Source organism: Nostoc sp. DedQUE07, from assembly GCF_034530975.2.
Taxonomy (GTDB): domain Bacteria; phylum Cyanobacteriota; class Cyanobacteriia; order Cyanobacteriales; family Nostocaceae; genus Nostoc.
Genome location: NZ_JAVRCC020000013.1, coordinates 1 through 23,862 on the forward strand (window position 1 = coordinate 1; position 23,862 = coordinate 23,862).

A 23,862-nucleotide genomic window follows, 5' to 3' on the forward strand; every position below is an offset into this window, starting at 1 on the left:
CTCTTCCGATCTGTCCCTAGTCCCTACGATTAATTCAGAAATCAAATCGGATTGCTATATGTGCTGTTTCACTCTCAAGTTATACCTCTATATGTCTACTCTCTTGACTTGATACATAGAAAATATGTATGATTGCGATCGCATAGAAGGGGAGTAGCTGCTGGTATAAAAACATAAAAGCCAGTACATCTGAATCAACATACTGGCGATGAGCCTGGTTCAGATGGCAAATAATCAATATTTGAAAGCGAGACCTTCACTAAGTTCACACCGAAAAGTGTAAACTTGGTGAGGTCTTTTGGTTCTCATCAAGCTTCACATCGGTAAACGATTCTTCAGGAGCTTGAGAGAGTGTTAACAGCTTTTACCGCAGGTTTATTACTAATCACGGTTTCAGAGTTAGGCGATAAAACATTTTTTATTGCTGTGATTTTGGCAATGCACCACCCACGGCGGCTGGTATTTATCGGTGTGACAGCTGCTTTAGCCGCGATGACAATCCTTTCGGTGATATTTGGACAAGCAGTATCTTTGTTGCCAAAAGTTTATATTCATTACGCCGAAATAGCTTTATTTATTGCCTTCGGTATCAAGCTGTTGTATGACGCTAGTAAGATGTCCAATGCTGCTTGTGATACAGAAGTTGTACAAGAAGCTGAAACTGCGGTAAAACAAGCAGATTTGCAGTTACCAAAGCAAAAGACTGGTTTGGCAATTATCATAGAAGCCTTTGCGTTGACATTTATGGCAGAGTGGGGCGATCGCACCCAAATTGCCACCATTGCTTTAGCAGCAGGTAATAATCCCATTGGAGTGACAATAGGTGCAATTTTAGGACATGCCATTTGTGCTGCGATCGCAGTTATCGGCGGCAAAATGATTGCCGGACGCATTTCTGAGCGTCAACTCACCCTGATTGGCGGATGTCTGTTTTTAGTCTTTGGTGTAGTTGCAGCCATTGAAGGAGCATGAGGGGAAGAAGCAGGGGAGCAGAGGATCAGGGAAGGCAAGGGGACAAGGGGACAAGGTGACAAAAGTTAGAACTTGCAACAAGTCTTTCCCTTCCCCTTATCCCCAAATCTCTTCCTCATGCCCCATACTTCGGCTTCGCTCAGTACAAATGCCCAATGCCCAATACCCTTACTTGGGCGTACTTTCCGGTGAAGGCGCGGGAGATGCAACAGGATTAGGTGTGGGGGAAGCCGTTGCTGCCTTTTTAATTCCGTCTTTGTACTGAGCAGGTGCTAAAGCTACAGCACTATCAAACAAATGTTTTGCATCTGCGTCTTTGCCCTGTTGTTTCAGGAGCATCGCTTTTGCCACGACGGGGCGAAAATCCTTGGGATCTTTCTTAATTGCCTGGTCATATACAGAGCTAGCTTGAGCGTAGCGTTTCTGGGAAGCATGAACAGAACCTAACAGCACCTGCACCGCTACTATATCTACACTTCCAGGCTGAATTGTATTTGCTTGGGCTGCATTAGAGAGGGTTTCTTGCAACAAACCAATGGCTGCTTCGGGGCGTTGCTGACTGATTAACAGAGCCACCATTCCTCGCAAAGCATTCAAATCGCCCGGTTTAGTGGACAAAATCGAACGATAAGCTTGAGCGGCTCCTTCGCGATCGCCAATTTGCTGTTTGGCTTGAGCTAGTAGCACTGAATATTCTGATTGTTCGGGATTCAGCTTCGCTAGCTTTTCTAAGGGTTCAATGACAACTTGGATATCCGCTGGTTTAACCTCACTTTTATCTTTTTGACTCAGTAATTGCAGCCGCGCCTGTAACAGACCCTTAAGCGCAGTCTGATTTTCTGGTTCCCGTTGCAAAACCTGTTCATAACCCCGTGCTTCGTCTTCCAGTTTTGATTTTTGGTCAGCAGAGGGCGAACTACCTCTGGTGCTAGCGGTATTCTGACTTGAGGGTGGCGTATTATTAAATGCTCCAATTATGGGAATCACCGAAACACCCACAAAAGCAAGAATTGCCACCGCTAAGACGACTTGAACTATCCAACGATTGCGCGGTTGAGACACGGTTTTGTCTTTCTCCTAAATTTTAATGACATTATCATTTACACAAATCGTAAAGTTAAAAATTTCCAAAACTTTGCGGAATACCGCCAATTGCCTGTGAATTTTATAACAATTAACTATCCACACTGCTAAAGTAAGTGATGACTTTAGGAGGAGCCGTCAGAATTGTAGCTATGATATGCTTCCGAAACTAGTGTAAAGCCGCTAAATTAGACATTTAGTGTTTATACATTAAATTTAGCGCCTTTAGGATTGTATAGAGTACCCTAGTGTGATTTTGTGAAAAGCCAATATACTTTCATCAGTCGCACAAATGCTCTTTCCAGCTGCCTTTGTAAAATCCCACAATGGGATGTGTCTGTGCCGCAAGGAGTTTTTATGAATTCCGACCTGATGCCGTTGCCTGAATCTTCCAATTCTTCTGCCTCTAACCAGGGCCCAACTAACGTAGAGGCAGGCGCTAATGTTCGCATAGCAGCCCAGTCCTCTAAACAAGTTGACAATTTGCCTGTCAACACCAGCGAGACTGACTCAAATGGAAACTTGATTAATCGCCAGCAACCGATTCCACCTCCCAGCGAACCGATGCAGTATCGAGCGATCGGCTTAGTCCGGGGTCGCTATCATGCTAGCAGCGAACAATTTACTCAAGGTACGCTGTTAACCGCAGATGGTGTAGAACTCAATGCCGTCCTCCTAGGCCGGATTATGAGCTTAGTCAAGAATCATCTAGACTTAGAAAAAGAACACTTGTGGGTAGTATACCCACGTACCAGACAAGAAAATGATACCTTGCACATCCAAATCGTCGGAGTTTGGGAGCCAGAAAATCTGGCTAAAAACTCAACAGATGAGGACGAATCGGATTTGGAGTTGCAATTACAGACACTCGATGATGGCTTATCCGAGAACTCTGAACTAAATACAACTGCCCCCAGACCTTCATCAGAAGTTACTGATGGTGGTTTTTCTGTTCGTGGTGAAGTAGTATACCAATCTTTTGATGCTAAAAGCTTGGTAGTCAAAATTAGGCAGGCTCCACGTAAATCAACTGACAAACCCAAATATTTTAAGTTGAAATTGAGGGGTGTGCTAACTACCAAAGCAGTGGGAAAATTCTGGGACTTCCAAGCCAAGCGGGAAGCAGACGTTTTAGTAGTAGAAAAAGCTGAGGCGATCGCTGATTTACCCAAAAAACGCAAACCACCATTTAAAGGTGGGCCTCGTGCTGGCATTGGTGGTGCTGGTGGTAGAAAACCATTCCCCCCCAGACGCACTGGCGAAACCCCTCGTCCCATCAAGAAAACAAGTACAGGTGGCGACCCTTCAGTGGTGTCAAAACCTATACCAAGAACACCCGCTCCTAAACCGATCAAGCGACCGAAACCGACTCAAGAGTAGGGAATGGGGCATTGGGCATTGGGCATGAGGCATGGGACAAGGTAGACAAGGAAGATGAGAGAGATTTGGGAGAGATTTGTTCAATAATTTCCCCTTGTCCCCCTTGTCCCCCTTGTCCCCCTTGTCTCCCTCCTCCCCTGCTCCAATCAAAAATCCGTCCGCCGGTCTTGGGGTAGAAAAGATCGCTCCATCGGAATTGGAGAAACTGGTTCTGTCAGGGTAAACGTACCTGCTTCGATCCACTTTTTCAACTCTAAGGCGACTTGCCTAGAAAAAAACAAACTCGCTAAGGGGGCAGAGCGTACTGCTTTGCCCTCTATGGCGATCCACCCAGATTTGAGTTGGGCGTAACTCACTAAACCAAAGGTGGGACGGACGCGCCGGGGAATGGAAAAATCTACTATTGGGGCTACTAAGTCTCTATCTTGGACAGCGCAGTGTTCAATTACTTGTTCATTTAATACAGGTAGTGGTACCCCAACCCCTAACATTAATGAGGGGCCATAACTTTTGAAGTAACACCCCCGCACCCAATGAGCATCCATTTGTTTGGCATCACCAATTAAAGCTAAAGTGGCGGAAGGCCCGATCGGTGTACGATTAGCTAAACGCTTTTGTAAGGGGAAGTGCTGAGTGCCTTCCCAAGCGACATAGCCAATACCGCCGCCTAAAAAAATTCGAGTACCTATACCAACGAGTTGCAAATCGGGGTCGTTGAGTAAGGGGGAAATCGCACCGGGGTTAGAATAAACAGCATTCCCCAAACGCGGCTGTAAAGGGCCGAGATAGGTGAAAAGGGGGCGATCGCCACCATTTACACCAACAATAAAATTTTGATAAAGATTGCGCGGATTAAATAAATAAAACTGATTAATTGTGTCACTGGTAATTGTAGTTTCAAAATTTGCTCTGGGGTAACAATCTGTTACTTGCCCTTGCGCTTTCACGTGTATAGATTTACCAGCAATCAAATCTTCGATTACATGACCACCACCACGTTCTCGCACTTCTTCCCCATCCGTCGTCTCCACAGCGCAACTCGCACCCAAATATAAATCTACTGCCCCAAAACCAGAGTATGCTGGCACGCCATCTAACCAACAACGGCGAATTTTTATTGGGGGATCGGTATGTCCCAGATTGATAATTGCACCACTTGATTCCATCGGCTCAAAAGTACCAGTGGTAATTACATCAACTTCTTTCGCAGCTTTAATAACACCGATTTCTACAACTCGTGCTTTTAATTCTTCAGTTGTCAACACTACCGCCCGTTGGCGACTAATTTTCTCGTTAATTTCTGCAATTGTTCGCATCTTATCAGTGCTTGCGCTTCCTGGTGAATGGGGATGGTGGGGCCCCCTCTGGGGATAAGGGGTAATGGGGAGTAGCGTAAATTAGACACTTAGTATAATTAAATACATTTATCTAGAACCTTTGTAGAGATGTAGCATGACTACGTTTTGACATTCATTTTTACTCATACCTCTATTCATCTCGAAACATTTGCCAGCAATATCTGCGTGACAGCTTAACACCCTGGATAAGGTTAAAATTCCAAAAAAACAATTCAAATATTGCAAAGTCCAAATTGTACATTTTTTGGGGGAAGCAAGCTCTATCTGTCTAAAATATTTTTTATCACTACGTAAAATTACTATAAATAAAGCCTTGCATTATCAATCAAAATCAGTTAATTAATTTTGGATTTTAGATTTAGCCGCATTGCAAAATCCTCAATTTTTTAAGAAGCTGAGGATTTTGTTGTTCATGAATAATTTTAACGAACCTCTTCCAATTAAAATCCCCCAGGCAATGTCCATGTCTGGGGGTTGGTACCAAAAGTTTACAGCTTTCAGTATGTTTTCACAATTTCTGCCTAGTTAATTTCCGGTTTCTGCAAATTTAATCTTTAAGTCGTGGTGTTTTACCGCTAAACTACCAGGTCAAGATTTTGGAGACCCGGACGAGATTTGAACCCATGTCCCACTGACATTAATTCGCAGAGGTTGATACAGAACGTGAATTTTTAACCTTAGCTTGGAGCAATAGCCTAAGACTAAATATAAGGTTGATTGTGTCGAGGAGTACCTTTACCCTTTGGCTATCCCTCGGTTTAATTAAGTCGAGGGAGTAGGACTCGAACCTACATATTCTCCTATAGACACTGAAACTAAACTTGCGCTCCAAAACTATTTTACCTAAATGTTGAGGGTGAAAACAAGTAGCCGAAAATTGAGCGGGCAACTTGATTTTGTTGAGTAACTTCTAAACTATTTGCTTGTTCTCTAGCAAAAACCACTTCTTGCATGAGCCTATCTACCCGCCGCAGCAATTCATTTTGTCTTGCTTGAGAAATTGCTCCAGAAAACTTGACTGTTCGCCAAGTTCCTTCTGGCACGTCTTCTGAAGACTCTTTTACCTGCGCGGGATGCTCTTTTGTGGCTTCATACAGCACCACAGGTTTAACTATTTTTTTGGTTTTGGTGGTATGTTTCGGTTCAGTGGCAAAACATTCTTGCTGCTGATCGTAAACCCAAGATTCGCTAGTATCTAGAACAGGCAGTGTTGAGATGAACGTTTTAACATCAACTAACTGCTTTTCCAAAAACAAGAGGTAAGAAACGGGTACTTCTCGTAAAATGGTGGTTCCGTCAACTACTATATCTGCTTTAGCCTGGGCATTAGCCCAATCTTGGGTGGCACATAAGTTAAATAATTCTGCACAAGCTTGCTCAAATTGACTCAGCAAATCTTCTGCTTTCATTTGCAGTGTCTGATTTTCTGGAGGATATACGAAGCCATCTTCAGCCACTGGCTGAAATGTCCGCGAAATCCCTTGAAACATTGCACTTTTTTGAATCAGATGATATATGCCTGTTTTTGCTTTTGTGGTGTTAGCTTTAACGGTTTGTAAAATCGCAATAACTTGATTTAGTTTCAAAGCTTACCCTCCAATATATGAATTGATTATTTTCCCCCTATTGTCTGCTTGATTTTTAGTAGCGTCCACCTAGCAGGTGAGTTTTACAAAGATGATAGGCGATTGTGATGTCTATCGGAGATTGGATATCCACCATATACTTGTTTGCGATCGCTTATTATCAAACCCCAAAGCGATCGCCTTTTTCTGCAATCAAAAATTGAGTGACTAATCTTCTGGTTTCAAAATATCATCATCAATCGATGACTTATTATTAATATCTACATTTTTTGCATTCCAATTCTCATCGGCTTCTGGAGATTGAGAAACTATCACAAACTCAGTCTCTTGTGTATGATTATTTCCCCATTCATCCAAAACATCTTTAATTAATACTTCTTGCAACCAAATCTTAGCGACAACAGTCAGGGGTAGGGCTAGAAATAATCCTAAAAAGCCAAAGAAAGTGACGAAAAATAGCTGGGCAATTAAGGTTATGGCTGGCAGCAATGAGACTTGATGCGCCATGACAACAGGCGTGATGAAATTACTCTCAATCTGTTGAATAATAAAGTAGAGAATTAAGACAGCGATCGCTTTCCAAGGTTCATCTAAGAAGGCGATCGCCATTGCTGGGATTACACTCATCGTTGGCCCCAGATTGGGAATCAAGTTAAAAAATCCCGCTAAAACCGCTAAAGCAAGTGCTGCCTTGACATGCAAAATTGATAAGCCAATCAGACTCATCACGCCCACTACAAAGATGGCAATGAAAGCGCCTGTAATCCATCCCTCTAAAGAGACTTCACACTTATCTAAAATTCCATCTACCCGCCGCCGATAAAATGAGGGAAAAAGCCGTACAAACACTTTGCGATAAGCCACGGGGTCGGCTAACATCATTCCTGTTAAAACCAACACTAGCAAAATCTTGAGGACGACTTCTAAAGAACCAGATACAAAAGCAAAGGAGTTTCCCAGTAGCCGATTGGCGAAGGGCTGTACTTGTTGGATGAGACTATTGATATCTGGGATGTAAGGAACTAACTGGTCAGGAATACGAGTTCTCAGGGCATCAAGCCAACTATTAAAGCGTCCAAACCCTCTAGGAACTTGATAGGTTAGTTCTTGAAACTGCTGGGCAAATGGCGGCACAATTAGCCAGAAAAAACCCACAACACCTGCGAAAAAGATAGCTACTGCTAGGAGGACGGCGAATCCGCGCCTCATCCCAAAGCTTTGGAAGCGTTTCGCTAGCCGATTTAAGGTGGTGGCTAACACAACTGCGGCAAACATCAGCAAAAGCACTTCCCGAATTTGCCACAAGATGTATAAAGAAAGAACTATGGCGATTAAGCCGATCCATTGACCGAGGTTCACAGGCTAACTCCCAACCGTTGGCAAGATGCAATTTTCTTGTAATTAAGCTAGGTTAGCTGATTTTAGGAACTTGTGCGTAAATGATTTGAGTTAATTTTGTTTTTCTGCTTGAAATCGCCACAGTAGAGCGATCGCTACGATCGCAATCGGCAAAAATACTATAATCAGCGCGTTGGTTGCTGTCGCCGGAATTGGTAGACTTGGCCCTGCATACTTAATCAATACTGATAACAAAGCCGAAAGTAAAAGCAGTTTTAGAATTAATCCTAGTTGATTTTCCATAAAAGTACGGCAATACAGATTTTTGTGGTACATACAAATTTGTGCTGTACCGTGTAGTTTCTAGAATAAACCCACAGATACAATCCTTGTGGTTTTCACAAAAATATAATTTTTAGTACCTATCAGCAACGAAGAATGTGAGACGCGATCGCTATTACACTTTGTTAGTGGTGTCTGAACCCCAGACAGCACCTTATAGACTCTTAAAGCTTGACATAAAGTAACCAAAACAGCCTTTGAGTAATTTAAATTAAACACAAAGGAATGCAGAGTTTTAGCAAACTTTATTTGCTCTGAACTGCCTCAATTCTATATTTAGTTTTAATCAACTCAGACAGTTGTATCAAAAGTTTTTTCACTCTAGCTTGAATATATTGAGGATTTTTAGGTACACGTTTAGCTATATATCTTAATAGAGCAATCTGATAGCCAAACTTATATTGAATTGCGGAAAATATATTAAACTTGACCTGGTGGGCTGCACCTTTATCTAGGTTTTTTAACTTTCTTACTTCACGATGATATACGGGATGCTCTCCCCAAACGCAGGCAAAGTGTACAAGAGCCGGAGACACCACCTGATTGTATTTTTGAAAAGTAGATTTACCTTTAATAGCATCTATATTAAAAGAACCACGAAGACCAATAGGTGTTCGCATCATCAGACCATTATCTTCAAACATACTTTGATTGTGTAGCATCATAGCTAGACCAAAAATACGTTCATCATTAGGGCCATCACCACGAAATTCACTAATACCTAGCGTTTGCCAATCCCTTGCCAATTCTAGTGCTGTTTCAAAAAATGCCTTAGCAGTATCGTTTTTTTCAAAATAATAGAGACCTCCATTAAATCTAGGTAATTTTGTCAGATTAAATCGTTTGAGTGTGTCATCTACATTAATGAATGTATCTTTATCGCCTGCTTGAAGATATACATCACCTGCCACACTAAAACTTTTGCCTTTAAAATCATCAAAAATAAAATTAATATCCCTTACTGCTATGCAATCACTATCAATGCAAAGTGTATATTTAAATGGAGAATAATCATAAAGGTGAAATTTTTGCTTTACGTTAGAACCGTATTCTTTTCTAAGATTGATAACGCAATCATAAAGCTCTAGCAAATCTTTATCATCTTCACGATCGGTAACAATAGCACGCGGAATATTTGGTGAATGAAGACGTAGAGAACGTGCTAATGACTTGGCCATTTCTATATAATAAGATGCTCCGTAAGCATAGGTGATAATGCCACGTTGTGAAATAAACATATTTTGATTAATTAATAGTATGTAAGCTTTAACTTTCTAATGGCATTCTAACTTACACTCCAAAAGATAGATATCCACTAATATCAATCCAGTTTAAAATCTCTATAAATTTTCCGTAAAGTATAGTCTACAGGACTTACGCAACTGGCATATTATTTTCAGTTCGTAGTGAAGACTTTAGTCCTCTCTGCGAGACGCTCCGCGAACAAAATAAGGGCTAAAGCCCTTACTACAAACTAAAAATCCGATTTTTTGGTGACACTTGCGTAAGTCCTAGTCTAAATAAAATTTAGACCTGTTTAAGTATATCTGATTGCCTTTAAAAGAAAATTTTAAAGGTACAAATCGGTTAAAAACAAAAATATATGCAGCAAAAAACAACACAGTAAGAGATACTAAAAGCAGGTACATAGGCAAGAAAATATGGAATCCCTAACCTCTCGTATGCAGGCGGTACAATCGCCAATTATTCCTGTGGTTGGGGAACTGATTAAAAACTCTCCTGGAACCATTTCTCTAGGACAAGGTGTTGTTTCTTACAACCCACCACATGAAGCCATAGAATTTTTAGCCAAATTCTTAGCCGAACCAACTAATAATTTATACAAAGCAGTTGAGGGAATTCCCCCTCTACTGACAGCACTTGCAGGGAAATTGCAAGCCTTCAACAGGATTGAAATCAACGGGGAAAACTGCATTGTTGTGACAGCAGGGAGCAATATGGGATTTATGAATGCCATTCTTGCTATCACTAACCCAGGCGACGAAATTATTCTCAATACCCCCTACTATTTCAACCACGAAATGGCGATCGCAATGGCTGGTTGTCGTGCGGTATTAGTGGCGACGGATGAAAATTACCAATTGCGCCCAGATGCGATCGCTCAAGCAATTACTCCTAAAACACGGGCTGTGGTGACGATTTCACCAAATAATCCCACTGGAGTTGTCTATTCTGAAGCTGCATTGCGCCAAGTAAATCAAATTTGTGCTACTCACAGTATTTACCACATCAGCGATGAAGCTTATGAATACTTTACCTATAACGGTGTAAAACACGTTTCACCTGGCTCATTTAGTAATAGCAGCGAGTACACCATTTCTCTTTATAGCTTTTCTAAAGCATACGGTTTTGCGAGTTGGCGCATTGGCTACATGGTGATTCCCAAACACTTACTTGTCGCTGTTAAAAAAGTCCAAGATACAATTTTGATTTGTCCGCCAGTCATTTCTCAATATGCAGCTTTAGGGGCATTGCAGGCAAAAGAGGATTATTTGAAGAGTCATATAGGAGCTATAGCTCAGGTACGCCAACTAGTATTAGACTCCCTTAATCGTCTACAAGGCTTATGTAGCATTATCCCTGCCAATGGCGCTTTCTATTTTTTCCTCAAAGTTCATACCCAGATGGATGCTTTTGAGTTAGTCAAACAACTGATCCAGGAACATAAAGTCGCAGTTATTCCAGGTACAACTTTTGGCATAGATGACGGATGCTATCTACGCGTTGCCTATGGGGCATTACAAAAAGAGACAGCAAAAGAAGGTATAGAAAGATTAGTGCAGGGTTTGGAAACTATAGTTAGGAGTTAAAAGTCATCCATTCCTGCCCCCTGCCTCCTGCCTCCTGCCTCCTGCCTCCAATCCCAAATATAAAATTCAACAGATGCCAATTATTCATAAGTTAATTGAAATTGAAACTGAGCCAAAAATTAATATTCATAATATCACCCCACAAATTCAAGATTTTATTGCCTCAACATCAATTAAAAATGGACAAGCTTTAGTATTTTCTCAACACACTACAACAGCGTTATCTATCAATGAAAATGAAGTCAGATTATTAGAAGATATAAAAGTATTTTTGCAAAAAATCGCACCAGAATCAGACCGCTATTTGCATAATGATTTGCATTTAAGAGATGTCCCAGAAGATGAGCCGATTAATGCTCACTCTCATTTGATGGCAATGATGCTGACCACAAATGAGATAATTCCCATTGTGGATGGTAAATTAGCTTTGGGAACCTGGCAATCTGTATTGTTTTTTGAGTTAGATGGCCCGCGTAAAAGAACGGTATTTGTACAAATTTCTGGTGAATAATGCAACTTCACACCTGCAATGCTCTGAGAACAACCTAAATCTGAGAGAATTACGAACACAATCAAGAAGTACATCAGTTGAATTTATCTACAGCAATTAAAAACCTGAAAGAATGTTTTCCAGCATCACCTTCCTTTCCACAAACCAGGACTTTTGTTGTGTCAAAGGCAGACGCAATTAACTATGAAAAATAACGATAATTTTGTATTACGTAATACTTGGTACTATGCTCTGCCTAGCAATCAAATCAAGCCAGGCATGATGATTAGCCGCATTTTCTTAGGAGAACCGGTGCTGTTAGTTCGCAGCCAAGATGGTAAAGTGTCTGCAATAACGGACATTTGCCCCCATCGTGGTGTGCCCTTGAGTTGTGGGAGATTCAACGGGCAAGAAGTTGAATGTTGTTACCACGGTTGGCGCTTTAACTCTGCTGGGCGTTGTACTGCGATACCTTCTCTTGTGGAGGAACAGCAAATGGATTTGAGTCGCTTCGACGTGCAGTCATATAGTGTTCGCGAAGCCCAAGGGAATATCTGGATATATATGCCCGATCCCGATAACCCTCAACCTGCATCTGAAATGGAAATTCCGGTAATTCCAGGGTTTGATGGGCGATCGCACCAGTTTGTAGAAGTGGTAAAATTTCCTTGTTTTATAGATCATGCAGTGGTAGGTCTGATGGACCCGGCTCATTCACCCTACGTTCATCGCGCTTGGTGGTGGCGAAATGAGCAATTGCACGAAGAAGTAAAGCAATTTGATGCTTCGCCCTACGGCTTTACGATGCGACGACACCGATTACCTGCGAATGGGGGTCGATTATACTGGCTGATTGGCGGTGGTGTCCCGGAAACAGAAATTTCCTTTCGTTTACCTGGAGTCAGAATTGAAGAAACCACCATTGGTAATAATCGAGTCGTTAATTTGACGGCAGTTACACCAATTTCAGACACAGAAACGGAGGTAACTTTTGCTCTTTACTGGACACTTCCTTGGGTAGGATTTTTCAAGCCACTGTTACACGTGCTGGCGCGGACTTTCATTGGCCAAGACCGAACGGTGGTAGAAAAACAGCAAATTGGTTTGAAATATAATCCTGTGCTGCGGCTGATTAAAGACTCAGATATGCAGGCACAGTGGTACTACCAGTTAAAGCGGGAGTATGCTCGATCAGTCGCTGAAAGACGAGAATTTGTCAATCCTGTCAAGGGTCAAATACTCCGTTGGCGTGCTTAAAATTGAGATTTACAGCCTTGCTCCCTTTGCGGGATGATTTAGCAACTAAGGCTGATCTCTCCCCCTGCCTCCCCTGCTTGCCCAAATTACAGCAGAATTCAAGTATTTGAACCACATCTGTTGTAAGGGCGCAAGGCCTTGCGCCCCTACTGGGTGGTCTATTTACCTGAAAATAGCTGTAATCCCACTGTTCTGCAATGCCAGATTTACTTCTCTTGCCACGTCGTAGACATCGCCTAAAAACCAAAACTGAGAATTTAGCCTCAAATAGACATTGAGCATTTTTATCTCTTCTCTCTGTTTCGCGCCAGTTGCTTCTCCCAAGGGGAGACGCTGCGCGAACAAGTCGGGGAACCCGCAAGGGCGCACTGGCTTCTCTGCGCCTCTGCGGTAGCCTGCGGCAAGCCGTTCGCGTAGCGTCTCCGACAGGAGAAGCGTCTACGTTAAAAAAGTTGACTTTGATAAAGAGTTTTAGCCTTAACCCAAGCGTATTGCATTTTAACCCAATACAAAATATTTCGTTTTGTTAAGAAATACTCAGCGAACGATCGCTCTAGTCAATAGAGGTGGGACAAACAGCAATATTATGCTAAATCCACGGCTGAGAAGACGATCCAGCTATTTTGAGAAGCGTACTTTGTCTGATTTTTTCCTTATTTTCCCAGACTCTTACCTGCACTCAACCTTAATTATGTACACAATACTAAATAGCTATGCATATCCCTAAGTTTTCAGAATTACTGCATTATTCAATCTAGAAGTACGAATTATGGAAGACAAAAAAAGGGCAGAAATAACATCCCAACCCGGTTTTTTGGGACAGGCACTGACTGCTGCCGGAACGGCTATAGCCGCTCCCTCATTACTCAATCAGACAACTATAGCAAAGGAAGCTAGCCAAAGTAACCCAGGTGAGATGAATGTGAAACTTACTGTTAACGGCGAGCAGCAAACCCTCGACCTTGAGCCACGTGTCACACTCTTAGATGCGCTACGCGATCGCCTGGGGCTAGTGGGCAGCAAAAAGGGATGCGATCACGGACAATGTGGGGCTTGTACTGTTCTGATCGATGGTGAACGAGTTTATTCCTGCCTAGCTTTGGCAGTGATGCAGGAAGACAAGGCGATCGTCACCATTGAAGGGCTGGCGAAGGGCGATACTCTCCATCCAGTGCAAGCAGCATTCATTGATAACGATGGCTTCCAGTGCGGCTATTGTACCCCAGGACAGATTTGTGCTTCTGTTGCCTTACTTGATGAAGTCAAACGTGGCTGTGCCAGCGTTGTCACGCCAGATTTGGCTAGTCCCCCACAGTTAGCTGAACTCTCTGAAGCTGAAATCAAGGAGCGACTGAGTGGTAATCTCTGTCGATGTAGTGCTTACAACGGCATTGTGGCAGCAGTCCAGCAGGTAATCGGACAAAAACCGCCCTCTCCTGCTGCAACTGTGATGGTCAATGAACCCCAGGAGATGCTCAGATGAACAACTTCACTTACACCCGTGCTACCTCTGTGAAGGATGCGGTTCAACGGGCAACGAATGACCAAAATGCGATATTGATTGCGGGCGGTACGAATTTAGTTGACCGTCTCAAAGTTTTCCTAGATGAGCCATCGCAACTTATCGACATTTCTCGATTAGAGATGAAGCGCATTGAACGGACAAGTGAGGGTGGTCTGAGCCTTGGAGCGCTGGTAACTAACACAGCAGTGGCAGACCATCCTGATGTTCGCCGCGATTATCCAATCCTGTCTAGGGCGATTCTTTCTGGTGCGTCTCAGCAAATCCGCAATATGGCAACCGTAGGGGGCAACCTATTGCAACGTACTCGCTGTCCTTACTACTACGATACCGCCTTCCCTTGCAACAAACGGCAACCGGGAAGCGGCTGTCCAGCAGCAACGGGCATCAACCGGATGCACGCCATTTTTGGGGCTAGCGACCAATGCGTAGCAGTTCAACCCTCGGATATGTGTGTCCCTCTTGCGGCTCTGGATGCTGTTGTTGTTGTGGAAGGCCCCAAAGGTAAGCGGCAAATACAATTAACAGACTTTCACCGACTACCAGGGAACACACCCCAGCGAGATACCAATTTAGAGCCAGGTGAGTTGATTACCTCTGTAGTTCTGCCCCCAGTGCCGTTTGCCAAATCAGGGGTTTACTTAAAGTTACGCGATCGCACTTCCTATGCCTTTGCATTAGTCTCTGTGGCAGCTGCGATTGACTTGGCAGGCGAGCAGATTAAAGATGTACGCTTGGCAATGGGTGGCGTAGCCCATAAACCTTGGCGCTCAAAGGAAGCAGAAAAGTTTTTGATCGGCAAGAGTGCCAATACTGCAACGTTTCAACAGGCGGCAGAAATTGCACTTCAAGAAGCGAAACCATTAACTCATAACAGTTTCAAAGTTGACTTGGCAAAGCGGGCAATTCGTCGCGCACTCTCGGTGTCAGCTAAAGGAGGAGGCGTAGCATGAACAAAGTAATTGGGACTGCCATCAACCGCAAGGATGGACGGGCAAAGGTTACGGGCACGGCAACCTACGCCGCAGAACATCAAATTCCAGGTCTGGTTCACGGTTATCTTGTCACCGCCAGCATTGCCAATGGGCAAATTAAAAACATCGACACCAGTGTGGCAGAAAAGGCAGTAGGTGTGATAGATGTTTTCACGCATAAAAACTCGCCGAAAGTGTTTACGCCAGCCAACGACTTTACGACCTCGAAAATCTACGAGGCTCGTCTGCCGTTGTCGGATGACAAAATTCACTATGCTGGGCAAATTATCGGTTTGGTAGTAGCAGACACCTTCGAGCGGGCGCGTGATGCAGCGCATTTGGTCAAGGTGGAATACACAAGCCAAAAGCCAGTTGTGGAAGCTGCGAAAGCCACCTTCAAGGAGGCACCACCGCAGTTGGGTCAAGAGCTAAAGTTTGAAAAGGGGAATTTTGCGGCAGGGGTGGCGAGTGCAACAACGAAACTTACAGCCACCTACAAGACAGCCATCGAACTGCACGCGGCGATGGAACCTCATGCGACCATTGCCCACTGGCAAGATGCAAATTCTCTCACTGTTTACGAGCCGTCTCAGTGGGTGTTGGCAACTCAGCGCACCTATGCACAACTGTTTGGACTTTCAACTGAACAGGTTCGTCTCGTCACACCTTTTTTGGGTGGAGCTTTCGGCTCTAAAGCCTTTCCCTGGCCCCACGGTATTCTCTGTGCTGCGGCTGCCCGTGAACTTCAGCGTCCTCTCAGAGTCGTCCTCAGCCGACGGCAAATGACAGCGAACGCCGGACACCGCTCCGAAACCGAGCAAACTATGCGCTTGGGAGCAACTGCTGATGGTAGTTTAACTGCGATCGCCCATGAGGTAAAATCCTGTACCTCACCAGTGGATGTCTTTACAGAACCCTGTACCTCGGTCACGCCAGTTATGTACACAGCGCCGAATTTGCAACTGAAGCAGGAACTAGCGGTGCTGAACATCGGTACACCAACATTCATGCGCGGCCCAGGAGAGAATCCTGGGATGTGGGCGATGGAGTCAGCGATGGACGAACTGGCCTGGATGCTAAAGATTGACCCGGTAGAACTGCGCCTAAAAAACGAAACTAAAGAACACCAACGCCAAGGTCAGCCATTCTCAGCCAAACATTTTGCTGACTGTTTGCTCTTGGGTGCAGAGCAATTTGGCTGGAAAGACAGACCAAAACAGCCGCGTTCTTTGACACGCGATAGTAAACTCGTTGGTTGGGGGATGGCGGCAGCAACCTACCCTGGCAGGCGAGGTGCAGCATCAGTCAAGGTACGGCTGCTACCAGATGGTACTGCCCATGTTCTCAGCGCTGGGAATGACATGGGCACTGGCGCATATACCGTTGTTGCGGCCACAGCAGCAGACGCATTGGGGCTACCCGTCGAACAGATACAAGTAGAGTTGGGCGACTCCTTACTACCAGATGGAGGCATGGCGGGTGGTTCCATGATGACAGCATCTCTTTTGCCGGCGGTCATGTCAGCTTGTGAGCAAGTTCTGAAAACTGCTAATGCTAAGACCGCACAAGAGGCGTTTGCAACTCTGAGTCAGTCTGGCCAAGCGGCAATTGAGGCCACAGCATCCTCCGCTCCTGGCGATGAAACCAAGGAATGGGCGTTCCAATCTTGGGGCGCACATTTTTGCGAAGTCAGCGTGGATGAAGAAATCGGACGTTTGCGGGTGACGCGCTGGGTGTCAGTCATGGATATCGGGCGAATTATCAACTCTAAGACAGTAGCCAGTCAAGTCCGTGGTGGCGTGATTATGGGTATTGGGCAAGCCTTAATGGAGGAGTGCCAAGTCGATCCAAACATCGGCTATCCCGTGGTTTATGACCTTGCTACCTATCACTTCCCAGCCCATGCAGATATTCCTCGCATTCAGGTGGCCTTCGTCGGCGAACCTGACTTCAACTTCAACCCAGCAGGTGTACGAGGTGTAGGCGAAATTGGGATCACAGGTGTTTCAGCTGCGATCGCCAATGCAGTTTACCATGCCACAGGTAAGCGCATCCGTGATTTACCCATTACACCTGACAAGTTGATCTAAAAGGGCATTGGGCATTGGGCATGGGGCATTGGGCATTGAGAAGAAGCTTTTGGGGCACTAACCCAAACTAAATTCTGCAAATTCTCTTTGCCCAAACAGCATATTTCGGTCTACGGCTGACAATATTTTATTATTGGCGCGATCGCTATTTAAACTGCGACCAACTAACTGCGCGACATCTGCACGATTGATGCTACCAATAATGTGCGGATCTTCGGTTAAAACGCCATTACCCGTTGCTGGTTCTGACTTTAGTCCACCAGGACGGATGATTGTATAGGTGAGTCCACTGGCAATTAAGTGTTGTTCGGCTTTGTCTTTTTCAGCTAAAACTTTTCCCAGTACCTCTAAAACTTGGGGTGAGGCAGCAACAACACTATTGCCAGCACCTATGGAAGATACAAGAATAAAGTTTTGCACTCCAGCTTTAACTGCTGCATCGATCAGATTTCTGTTACCAGGATAATCCGGCCTTTCTACATCTGATGGTAAACCGCCAATTGTACTGATAACAGTGTGAATAGGTGCATCTGTTACCATTGCGCGTTCGACATCGCCAAGATTCAAGGCATCTCCCTGAACTATTTCAATACCCATTGCTTCTAGTTCACTAGCAACTGTTGCTGTTCTCAGGAGTGCTTTAACCTTTAGCTGTTGTGCTGTGAGATATTGAGCAATTTCTCGACCAACCCCGCGACTTGCTCCAGCTAGAAAAATATAAGATGCACTTGTCATAATAAATTTAATTATTTACGCTCAAAGGATTTTATCAGAGGATTGGCAGTATTTAATAATTGCTCAAGCGACCGAGATGCTTCTGGTTGATGGCGAACATGAGTGTCAATAAACAAACTAATGATTTCACTTATCAGCAAACGGAAGCTTTCTTGGGGTTGGGTGGCGGGAAAGTCCAACAAGGGTGTCTTTAAGGTGGAGTCTAGCCGATCAACTATCGAAAAGTGATTTGCCCCTTCCAAAAGTAGTAGATAGCTATCATTTCGTCCGCCAGTAATTGCTTCTTGGAATGTACGGATGACTGGGGTGGTAGCATTTCCAGGACTTATACCATAGCGATCGCTGCCGTTCGCAATTATTCCATCGCGGGTTCCTCCCATCAGTAGAAGTGGTAGGGAATCTGGTAAAGGTAAGATAGTATCTGCCTCGTACCCCTGTAATAACGTTCCCGCAGTGTGTAAACCATAGCCAAAAGATCCTGCAATTTGAGGGAAAAAATCAGGATCGGCATTTTCGATTGCTACTCTACCACCTGCGGAGTGTCCACCTAAAATTATTCGTTGTAGATCGAGCATTCCAGCTAAAATCCCCTCGGACTGTAACTGTTCTACTTTCGCTAGCAGTGCAGGCAAAGCCGAAGCAGTCGGAACAGTACGATAAATTGTTGGTTTCCTCTTTTCAAAATCAATCCCTGGAGTCAGACTAATTATTCCTGGCATAACTTCTGCAATCCAGTTAAAGAGAATCACCACTAATCCACGTTCAGCGAGTTTAACCGCCAACCATTGATATTGTTGAGCATCACAGTTAAAGCCGTTGAAGAAAATCACTACTGGAAAAGGTGCCTTTTCTAAATCAACTGGCAAAATTTCCCTATTTATTTCTACCTGACTCGGCATCTGTGCTGGATAGAAAATTTTCAGGTGAATGGTATCGTAAGGAGACTGAAAACCCTCAATTTTAGCAGCTTGGAAAAAATTATCAACTGTCATCTGGTTTTTCCTAATATCATTTTCCGAAAATTATTCTATTGCCCAGGTACAACTACTCCCAGCCATCCTAATCTTGCGATCGCAAATAACTGAGTAATCATAATTACAAAAATAATATTAGGATAGCAATTATACCTAACCCCATTGTAGGAAGTAATTTAGTAAACATTTGTGCAAATGTAGCAAATAACTTTTCTGTGGATAAACTTATGGCTAAAAAATCTCAACCCAATCTCGAACAATACCAAGATGTCAGATTATCTGCCACCACAAGAATTTGGGTAATTACAGTTGCCATTCTGGGAGTTTGCGTGCCACTGTCAGCCGTTACTAGAAGCGGTGCTATTCTTCCTTTAGTTGCTATTGGTGGCGCAGCTGTTGGTACAGTTGCTGTTTGGCGTTCTGATGAGCAAAAATCCAAAACTAACTATTTGCAACAGCAGCAAATAGAACTGTTAGAACGGAGATTAGCGAATTTAGAAACAATTGTTAGCAGCGATGACTTGAACTTACAAATGAAAATTAAACAAATAGAAGCAAGGGATACTTTTGGCGACTCATCTAATGTAAGTACTACACCCAAACAACCAAAACGCAAAGGTTAAAATTAGCCAATCTTCACCATTTATTTCGATTTCAGAGGATATTTCCGAGAATTATCGTTACTAGGTGATTTTTATGTAGCTATTTGCTGACTTAACGTGACTGCAATCTTTAAATCCGTCTCAAATTTAACTTTCCTTTGCAGCTAGAAGTGTTTCTCTAGAAACAGTATCTCGATCTCTATCTCCGTTAGAATTGACTGATATCATTTAATTCTATATACTTCAACTGCATCAGTTCATGAAATGTCTAAGTGCTATCCATCTATCTCTTTCCCGGAAACATTTGTCAATGGCTGTGTTTTATTAGACTGTTAATATTACTGAATTTTTAATTAACTAAGGTTATAAACTTGAGTAATTGCGTTTGTATAGCTTACCGTAGGTATGCAATAGTTTGCCGCAGGAATGTAGATGGATTGGATTAGCTTACTCAAAGCTCAACAAATTGACTTCCTTCAACGTGTGAAAAAACCTAAAACTTATGACTTATCTTTGCTGGAAAGTCAAGTTAAAGGTTGTCACACTGAAGTTATAGCCTTTTGGGGCGAGCCATTGGCTAGACTCCAAGAACTTTCTCGTCAACAAGCAGAAGTTCTCGCCAAAAATCCGCCGCCGACGCCGCCGGAATATCCTGAGCCTCCTGACTGGACGATACCTTTTCCCAAATACTTCCAACAACAAGCCCAAGATTATCTTTTCCGGGAGCATATTGTTGACAGGGTAATAAGCGAACGCTTGGGCAAGTTAGTAAAAAAGGTGTCACAAGATACTTTGCAAAACATGATTTTAGATGATGAGGGAAATTTGGGTGGCGAAAGTAAATTTCCTTATATACTCAAAGATCATCCTCAGCTAAGTGTTCAAGTTTACGTTGCTGATGGAGAAAGTTTTAATGGTATTAAAAAAGACAAAATTAGGTGGTCAGTTACTCAAGAAGATTTAAAAAATCACCAAGTATTAATTTTTCTCTGTTTATTTTATCCATTTACAGGTAATTTAGGTTACGAAAAGCAAAGTATTATAACAGGGTTTTTACCTACAAATCAACTTGAATTTAGCGAACCAAAACTGTATGTGACTCCGAGTAATTTGTTATATGCAGGGGGGTTAAGTTGGTATTTAGAATCACTGATGGGTAAAAAAGACACGTCGCCAGTAATTAATGAGAGAGCGATCGCAGATACAATACAGACTCTACCATCAGAACATTGTCTCAAAGCTATAATCGGTGACTGGGAATGCTGGCAGACTTTGCAAGGACACACCAGAGGGATTAATTGCCTAGCTTTCAGTTCCGGGTGTAATAATGGCAAAGCCTTACCCATTTTGGCAAGTGGTAGTCGTGGAGAGACGAAACTCTGGGATTTAAGCAAGGGCGAATTAATAGAGACATTATCAGAGTATCCTTGGGTAATATCTGGGCTGGTGGATGAAGTGAATTCCCTAGCTTTTAGTTCAGATGGACAGACTTTAGTAAGTTGCGGTGCAGATTCGACAATTAAGCTTTGGCACGTAGGCGCTTTAGACTTGATAGATATTTTGCACAAACACAATGGGGTAGTGCGGTGTGCTGCTTTCACCCCAGATGGCAGAATGTTAGCGACAGGGGGAGATGACAGAAAAATTCTCTTTTGGGATTTGATGCATCGTCAGGTTGCGATCGCACTTTCCTTAGATGATACAGCTGCTCATTCCCTAGTTTTAAGTCGAGATGGCGAAACTCTCGTTACAGGTAGCTACCGCAAAATCAAAGTTTGGCGAACCTCACCCCAAACGGGGATCAAAAGTTTAAAAGATGCACAACCACTGCATACCCTCATGGGTCATTCTCACATCGTTTGTTCCTTAGCAATCAGTGCAGATGCTAAACTGCTTGTGAGTGGTAGTTGGGATCAAACGATTAAAGTTTGGCAATTGGAGACTGGAGAATTACTTCATACCCTTAAAGGACATAGAGATAGGGTATATGCGATCGCTTTAAGTCCCGATGGACAAATTATCGCTAGCGGTAGTGCTGATAAAACCATCAAGTTGTGGCATTTACAAACCGGGGAATTGCTGGCTACGTTTACAGGTCATGGGAATATAGTCACAGCATTAGCCTTCACAGCTTCCGGCGAAATGTTAGTCAGTGGCAGTTTGGATAAGACAATTAAAATTTGGCAACGCAGTTAATCGTAGTTATACCAATTCTGTATGAAGATGCGCTAAACCATATAAAGAAAAACGAACTGCATACCCCTTCGGGGATCTTGCTACGCGCAGCGTCTCGTTAGAGAAGGCGCAAAGGAGAGGCAGCGCGGTCTTGGGGGTTTCCCCCATGAGCGACTGCCGTCACAAAGAAAGAAAATTTGGCGCAGCCTCACAAATAAATGGTATTAGTAATTCATCATCACACTTTCTACGTAGCTTGCTTCTTTGCAGGAGTACAATAGACACCTTGCAAAAGTAACAAATGCCAAGATGTTGATTGTAATATCATGTCCGCTTAATTACTTACTAAACCCCAAGAACCCCACCCCGCCAAAGCTACGCTTCGTCTCCCCTCCCCGCAGGCGGGGAGGGGCTGGGGGTGGGGTGCAATGACTCTGGAAATCATAACTAATTACCCGAACTTGATATAAAAAGTAAAAGTCAGCGCTGCCATCGGCAGCACTGACTCCTTATTTTGTAGTAAATTAAACTATGTCAGGTTGGAGTTTTTAGTCAATCGAAATCTGCTGAGGACCACTGGCTTTGCCGTTATGTGCATCCGTTGTGATGCTGGTGTAACTATTTGAGCGGATCTGTTTATCTAACCAGCTTTTAACTGGATCGTCTGCAAGATTGAGTCGAAGCACACCAGAGAAAAACCCACCTACAAATGAGACTGGATGCTGAGTAAATTCTCTGAATATAGGTGACAATTCATTAATGAACATAAAAAGACTCCTGGCACTGCCGTAAAAAATTATTACTTCTTAATTGATCGTAACGTGTTAAAGGATTGGGCATTGGGCATGGGGCATTGGGCAAAACAGTGTTGAGTAATGAGTAATGAGTAATGAGTGCTGAGTTAGGAGTTAGGAGTTAGGAGTTAAGAGTTAGAAGTTTTGTTTATCTCCTTGTCCCCCTTGTCCTCCTTGTCCTCCTTGTCCTCCTTGTCCCCCACTCCCTACTCCCCGATCATTTCGCGTTACGAGCTTGGTTCCCGATCGGGAAACATACACTTATCAGAATCACAACCACTAGGGCCAGCCTCTGTCATTTCGCCTAAATCGTAGCGGCTTAGTACTGCACAGAAATCATCTGTTTTGCGTCGCGCTTTCACCTCTTGAGTTAAGCGATCGTAGGTTGATTTATTTATTGGTTCAAATGGCAAACGTGGGAATGATTGCAAATCGTCAAAACGAGCTAAAAGGGCTGCTGAAATATATCCTTCATCATTCTGAATGGTTTCGTAAATGCGCTGTCCTAAAGGTTCAATTTCATCAGAGCGAAGTTCCAAAGTAGCTGATGTGTTGTGAGTCACGTACCAACGTTGAACCTGGAGGACAAAATCAAATTGGGCTGAGACTGAAAACTTAGAAACATCAATTTTATCAGCCCCTGGTAAATCAGCCCAAGTTACAGAAACAGGGATTTCCACTAGCCATTCACTCACCCGCGGATCGAAGGGATCGTTGAGCAAATTGCCTTGTTCATCTTTATCAGATTGAGAGGGAATGACGTTGTAACCATAGTCAATACAAGCTAAAGCTACTGGGTCATTTTTGCCGAAGGTGATCCGACGAATGAATCTTTGCGCTTTAGGAGGATGCCACCCCGAACTAGCATTAGTTAATAAAGCCTTAGTACCACTCGGTTGCACTGTGGTACAACGATTTGGGCGCTTGAGATTGTGGCGATCGCAGTAATCCCAAACTACGCGATGTACAATATCTCTCCAAGAACTGAGATATTTCTCTTCCTCGCGCTTGAAAGCTAATCCTTGTGGAGTTGCAGGTCTTCCTGCTTCCCACCAGCGCAGCCAATCAACACCAAAAGCATGGACAAAGAAATCAAATAAACCTGTAAAAGAAACTCCCACAATCGGGTCTAATTCACGGCTGTATTGATAGCGTGGTTCCAGGAATTTGTGATTTAAAAGTGCTGCTACAGATAGCGCTCCAGCAGTGAAAGCTTCTTCTTGTTCTTTATAGTTACGTGGGTCGATTTGATTAAGGTGAACCTCAGACAAATTGCAGTGAAAATTACTGCCGATGATTTCCTTTCTTTGTTACCCTAAAGGCTTTTTATCCCCTAGTTCTACTGCTTGATTATTTGCA

General features: G+C 43.5%; 19 protein-coding genes and 1 pseudogene. 10 read left to right on the top strand and 10 right to left on the bottom strand.

Annotated features, from left to right (window positions below; translation table 11 throughout):
• Positions 1–351: 351 nt before the first annotated feature.
• Complete coding sequence (locus RMZ95_RS12750) at positions 352–972, top strand: TMEM165/GDT1 family protein (RefSeq protein ID WP_322675076.1); 621 nt, start codon at positions 352–354, stop codon at positions 970–972.
• Between the two features lie 168 nt (positions 973–1,140).
• On the opposite strand, the gene RMZ95_RS12755 is transcribed toward RMZ95_RS12750, so the two are convergent.
• Positions 1,141–2,034 carry a tetratricopeptide repeat protein gene (locus tag RMZ95_RS12755; protein ID WP_322684075.1) on the bottom strand — a complete coding sequence of 298 codons (894 nt, stop codon included), beginning with the start codon at positions 2,032–2,034 and terminating at the stop codon, positions 1,141–1,143.
• Positions 2,035–2,412: 378 nt separating this feature from the next.
• Between RMZ95_RS12755 and RMZ95_RS12760 the strand changes: the two genes are divergently transcribed.
• Positions 2,413–3,435, top strand: a complete 1,023-nt coding sequence (locus tag RMZ95_RS12760) for a hypothetical protein (RefSeq protein WP_322675074.1) — start codon at positions 2,413–2,415, stop codon at positions 3,433–3,435.
• Between the two features lie 146 nt (positions 3,436–3,581).
• Here the strand turns inward: RMZ95_RS12760 and RMZ95_RS12765 are convergent, their stop codons facing one another.
• The 5 genes from RMZ95_RS12765 to RMZ95_RS12785 form a co-directional block, all read right to left on the bottom strand.
• Positions 3,582–4,751: a homocysteine biosynthesis protein gene (locus tag RMZ95_RS12765; protein ID WP_322675073.1), complete on the bottom strand. Its 1,170-nt coding sequence runs from the start codon at positions 4,749–4,751 to the stop codon at positions 3,582–3,584.
• Between the two features lie 881 nt (positions 4,752–5,632).
• Entirely contained in the window at positions 5,633–6,379 is a 747-nt protein-coding gene (locus RMZ95_RS12770) for a hypothetical protein (protein WP_322675072.1), read from the bottom strand.
• Positions 6,380–6,586: 207 nt separating this feature from the next.
• The gene (locus RMZ95_RS12775) at positions 6,587–7,738 is read right to left on the bottom strand and encodes an AI-2E family transporter (protein ID WP_322684076.1); all 1,152 of its coding nucleotides are present in this window, start codon (positions 7,736–7,738) and stop codon (positions 6,587–6,589) included.
• A 90-nt stretch (positions 7,739–7,828) separates the two neighbouring features.
• Complete coding sequence (locus RMZ95_RS12780; protein ID WP_322675070.1) at positions 7,829–8,020, bottom strand: hypothetical protein; 192 nt, start codon at positions 8,018–8,020, stop codon at positions 7,829–7,831.
• A gap of 284 nt (positions 8,021–8,304) precedes the next feature.
• On the bottom strand, positions 8,305–9,297 hold the full coding sequence (locus tag RMZ95_RS12785) for a hypothetical protein (RefSeq protein ID WP_322684077.1): 993 nt from the start codon (positions 9,295–9,297) through the stop codon (positions 8,305–8,307).
• A 423-nt stretch (positions 9,298–9,720) separates the two neighbouring features.
• On the opposite strand from RMZ95_RS12785, the gene RMZ95_RS12790 reads away from it, so the two are divergent.
• The 6 genes from RMZ95_RS12790 (at position 9,721) to RMZ95_RS12815 (ending at position 17,223) form a co-directional block, all read left to right on the top strand.
• On the top strand, positions 9,721–10,890 hold the full coding sequence (locus tag RMZ95_RS12790) for a pyridoxal phosphate-dependent aminotransferase (protein ID WP_322684078.1): 1,170 nt from the start codon (positions 9,721–9,723) through the stop codon (positions 10,888–10,890).
• A gap of 73 nt (positions 10,891–10,963) precedes the next feature.
• The gene (locus RMZ95_RS12795) at positions 10,964–11,401 is read left to right on the top strand and encodes a secondary thiamine-phosphate synthase enzyme YjbQ (RefSeq protein ID WP_322675067.1); all 438 of its coding nucleotides are present in this window, start codon (positions 10,964–10,966) and stop codon (positions 11,399–11,401) included.
• Between the two features lie 183 nt (positions 11,402–11,584).
• The gene (locus tag RMZ95_RS12800; protein ID WP_322684079.1) at positions 11,585–12,637 is read left to right on the top strand and encodes an aromatic ring-hydroxylating dioxygenase subunit alpha; all 1,053 of its coding nucleotides are present in this window, start codon (positions 11,585–11,587) and stop codon (positions 12,635–12,637) included.
• A gap of 769 nt (positions 12,638–13,406) precedes the next feature.
• A complete protein-coding gene (locus RMZ95_RS12805) occupies positions 13,407–14,120 on the top strand; it encodes a 2Fe-2S iron-sulfur cluster-binding protein (RefSeq protein ID WP_409882550.1) in 714 nt (237 codons plus the stop codon).
• Positions 14,117–15,112, top strand: a complete 996-nt coding sequence (locus RMZ95_RS12810; protein WP_322684080.1) for a xanthine dehydrogenase family protein subunit M — start codon at positions 14,117–14,119, stop codon at positions 15,110–15,112. Before RMZ95_RS12805 ends, RMZ95_RS12810 begins: the two co-directional genes overlap by 4 nt.
• The gene (locus RMZ95_RS12815; RefSeq protein ID WP_322684081.1) at positions 15,109–17,223 is read left to right on the top strand and encodes a xanthine dehydrogenase family protein molybdopterin-binding subunit; all 2,115 of its coding nucleotides are present in this window, start codon (positions 15,109–15,111) and stop codon (positions 17,221–17,223) included. The genes RMZ95_RS12810 and RMZ95_RS12815 overlap by 4 nt, the downstream gene beginning before the upstream one ends.
• A gap of 57 nt (positions 17,224–17,280) precedes the next feature.
• On the opposite strand, the gene RMZ95_RS12820 is transcribed toward RMZ95_RS12815, so the two are convergent.
• Together RMZ95_RS12820 and RMZ95_RS12825 are read right to left on the bottom strand one after the other, a co-directional pair.
• On the bottom strand, positions 17,281–17,958 hold the full coding sequence (locus tag RMZ95_RS12820; protein WP_322684082.1) for an SDR family oxidoreductase: 678 nt from the start codon (positions 17,956–17,958) through the stop codon (positions 17,281–17,283).
• A gap of 11 nt (positions 17,959–17,969) precedes the next feature.
• Entirely contained in the window at positions 17,970–18,950 is a 981-nt protein-coding gene (locus RMZ95_RS12825; RefSeq protein WP_322684083.1) for a dienelactone hydrolase, read from the bottom strand.
• A 209-nt stretch (positions 18,951–19,159) separates the two neighbouring features.
• On the opposite strand from RMZ95_RS12825, the gene RMZ95_RS12830 reads away from it, so the two are divergent.
• Positions 19,160–19,555, top strand: coding sequence for a hypothetical protein (locus RMZ95_RS12830; RefSeq protein WP_322684084.1), 396 nt, complete (start codon positions 19,160–19,162; stop codon positions 19,553–19,555).
• 411 nt (positions 19,556–19,966) lie between these two features.
• Positions 19,967–21,730 (top strand): WD40 repeat domain-containing protein, encoded by a 1,764-nt coding sequence (locus RMZ95_RS12835; protein WP_322684085.1) that lies wholly within the window; start codon positions 19,967–19,969, stop codon positions 21,728–21,730.
• Positions 21,731–22,257: 527 nt separating this feature from the next.
• Here RMZ95_RS12835 and RMZ95_RS12840 read toward each other — a convergent pair.
• A complete protein-coding gene (locus RMZ95_RS12840) occupies positions 22,258–22,476 on the bottom strand; it encodes a hypothetical protein (protein WP_322675059.1) in 219 nt (72 codons plus the stop codon).
• Positions 22,477–22,730: 254 nt separating this feature from the next.
• Positions 22,731–23,804: pseudogene (nrdJ, locus tag RMZ95_RS12845) on the bottom strand (ribonucleoside-triphosphate reductase, adenosylcobalamin-dependent); the annotation flags it as partial.
• Between the last annotated feature and the right edge of the window lie 58 nt (positions 23,805–23,862).

Coding starts and splice junctions, on each gene's coding strand:
- RMZ95_RS12760 (WP_322675074.1), top strand. CDS start 2,413: ATGAATTCCGACCTGATGCCGTTGCCTGAATCTTCCAATTCTTCTGCC.
- RMZ95_RS12765 (WP_322675073.1), bottom strand. CDS start 4,751: ATGCGAACAATTGCAGAAATTAACGAGAAAATTAGTCGCCAACGGGCG.
- RMZ95_RS12780 (WP_322675070.1), bottom strand. CDS start 8,020: ATGGAAAATCAACTAGGATTAATTCTAAAACTGCTTTTACTTTCGGCT.
- RMZ95_RS12785 (WP_322684077.1), bottom strand. CDS start 9,297: ATGTTTATTTCACAACGTGGCATTATCACCTATGCTTACGGAGCATCT.
- RMZ95_RS12790 (WP_322684078.1), top strand. CDS start 9,721: ATGGAATCCCTAACCTCTCGTATGCAGGCGGTACAATCGCCAATTATT.
- RMZ95_RS12795 (WP_322675067.1), top strand. CDS start 10,964: ATGCCAATTATTCATAAGTTAATTGAAATTGAAACTGAGCCAAAAATT.
- RMZ95_RS12800 (WP_322684079.1), top strand. CDS start 11,585: ATGAAAAATAACGATAATTTTGTATTACGTAATACTTGGTACTATGCT.
- RMZ95_RS12805 (WP_409882550.1), top strand. CDS start 13,407: ATGGAAGACAAAAAAAGGGCAGAAATAACATCCCAACCCGGTTTTTTG.
- RMZ95_RS12810 (WP_322684080.1), top strand. CDS start 14,117: ATGAACAACTTCACTTACACCCGTGCTACCTCTGTGAAGGATGCGGTT.
- RMZ95_RS12815 (WP_322684081.1), top strand. CDS start 15,109: ATGAACAAAGTAATTGGGACTGCCATCAACCGCAAGGATGGACGGGCA.
- RMZ95_RS12820 (WP_322684082.1), bottom strand. CDS start 17,958: ATGACAAGTGCATCTTATATTTTTCTAGCTGGAGCAAGTCGCGGGGTT.
- RMZ95_RS12825 (WP_322684083.1), bottom strand. CDS start 18,950: ATGACAGTTGATAATTTTTTCCAAGCTGCTAAAATTGAGGGTTTTCAG.
- RMZ95_RS12830 (WP_322684084.1), top strand. CDS start 19,160: ATGGCTAAAAAATCTCAACCCAATCTCGAACAATACCAAGATGTCAGA.
- RMZ95_RS12835 (WP_322684085.1), top strand. CDS start 19,967: ATGGATTGGATTAGCTTACTCAAAGCTCAACAAATTGACTTCCTTCAA.
- RMZ95_RS12840 (WP_322675059.1), bottom strand. CDS start 22,476: ATGTTCATTAATGAATTGTCACCTATATTCAGAGAATTTACTCAGCAT.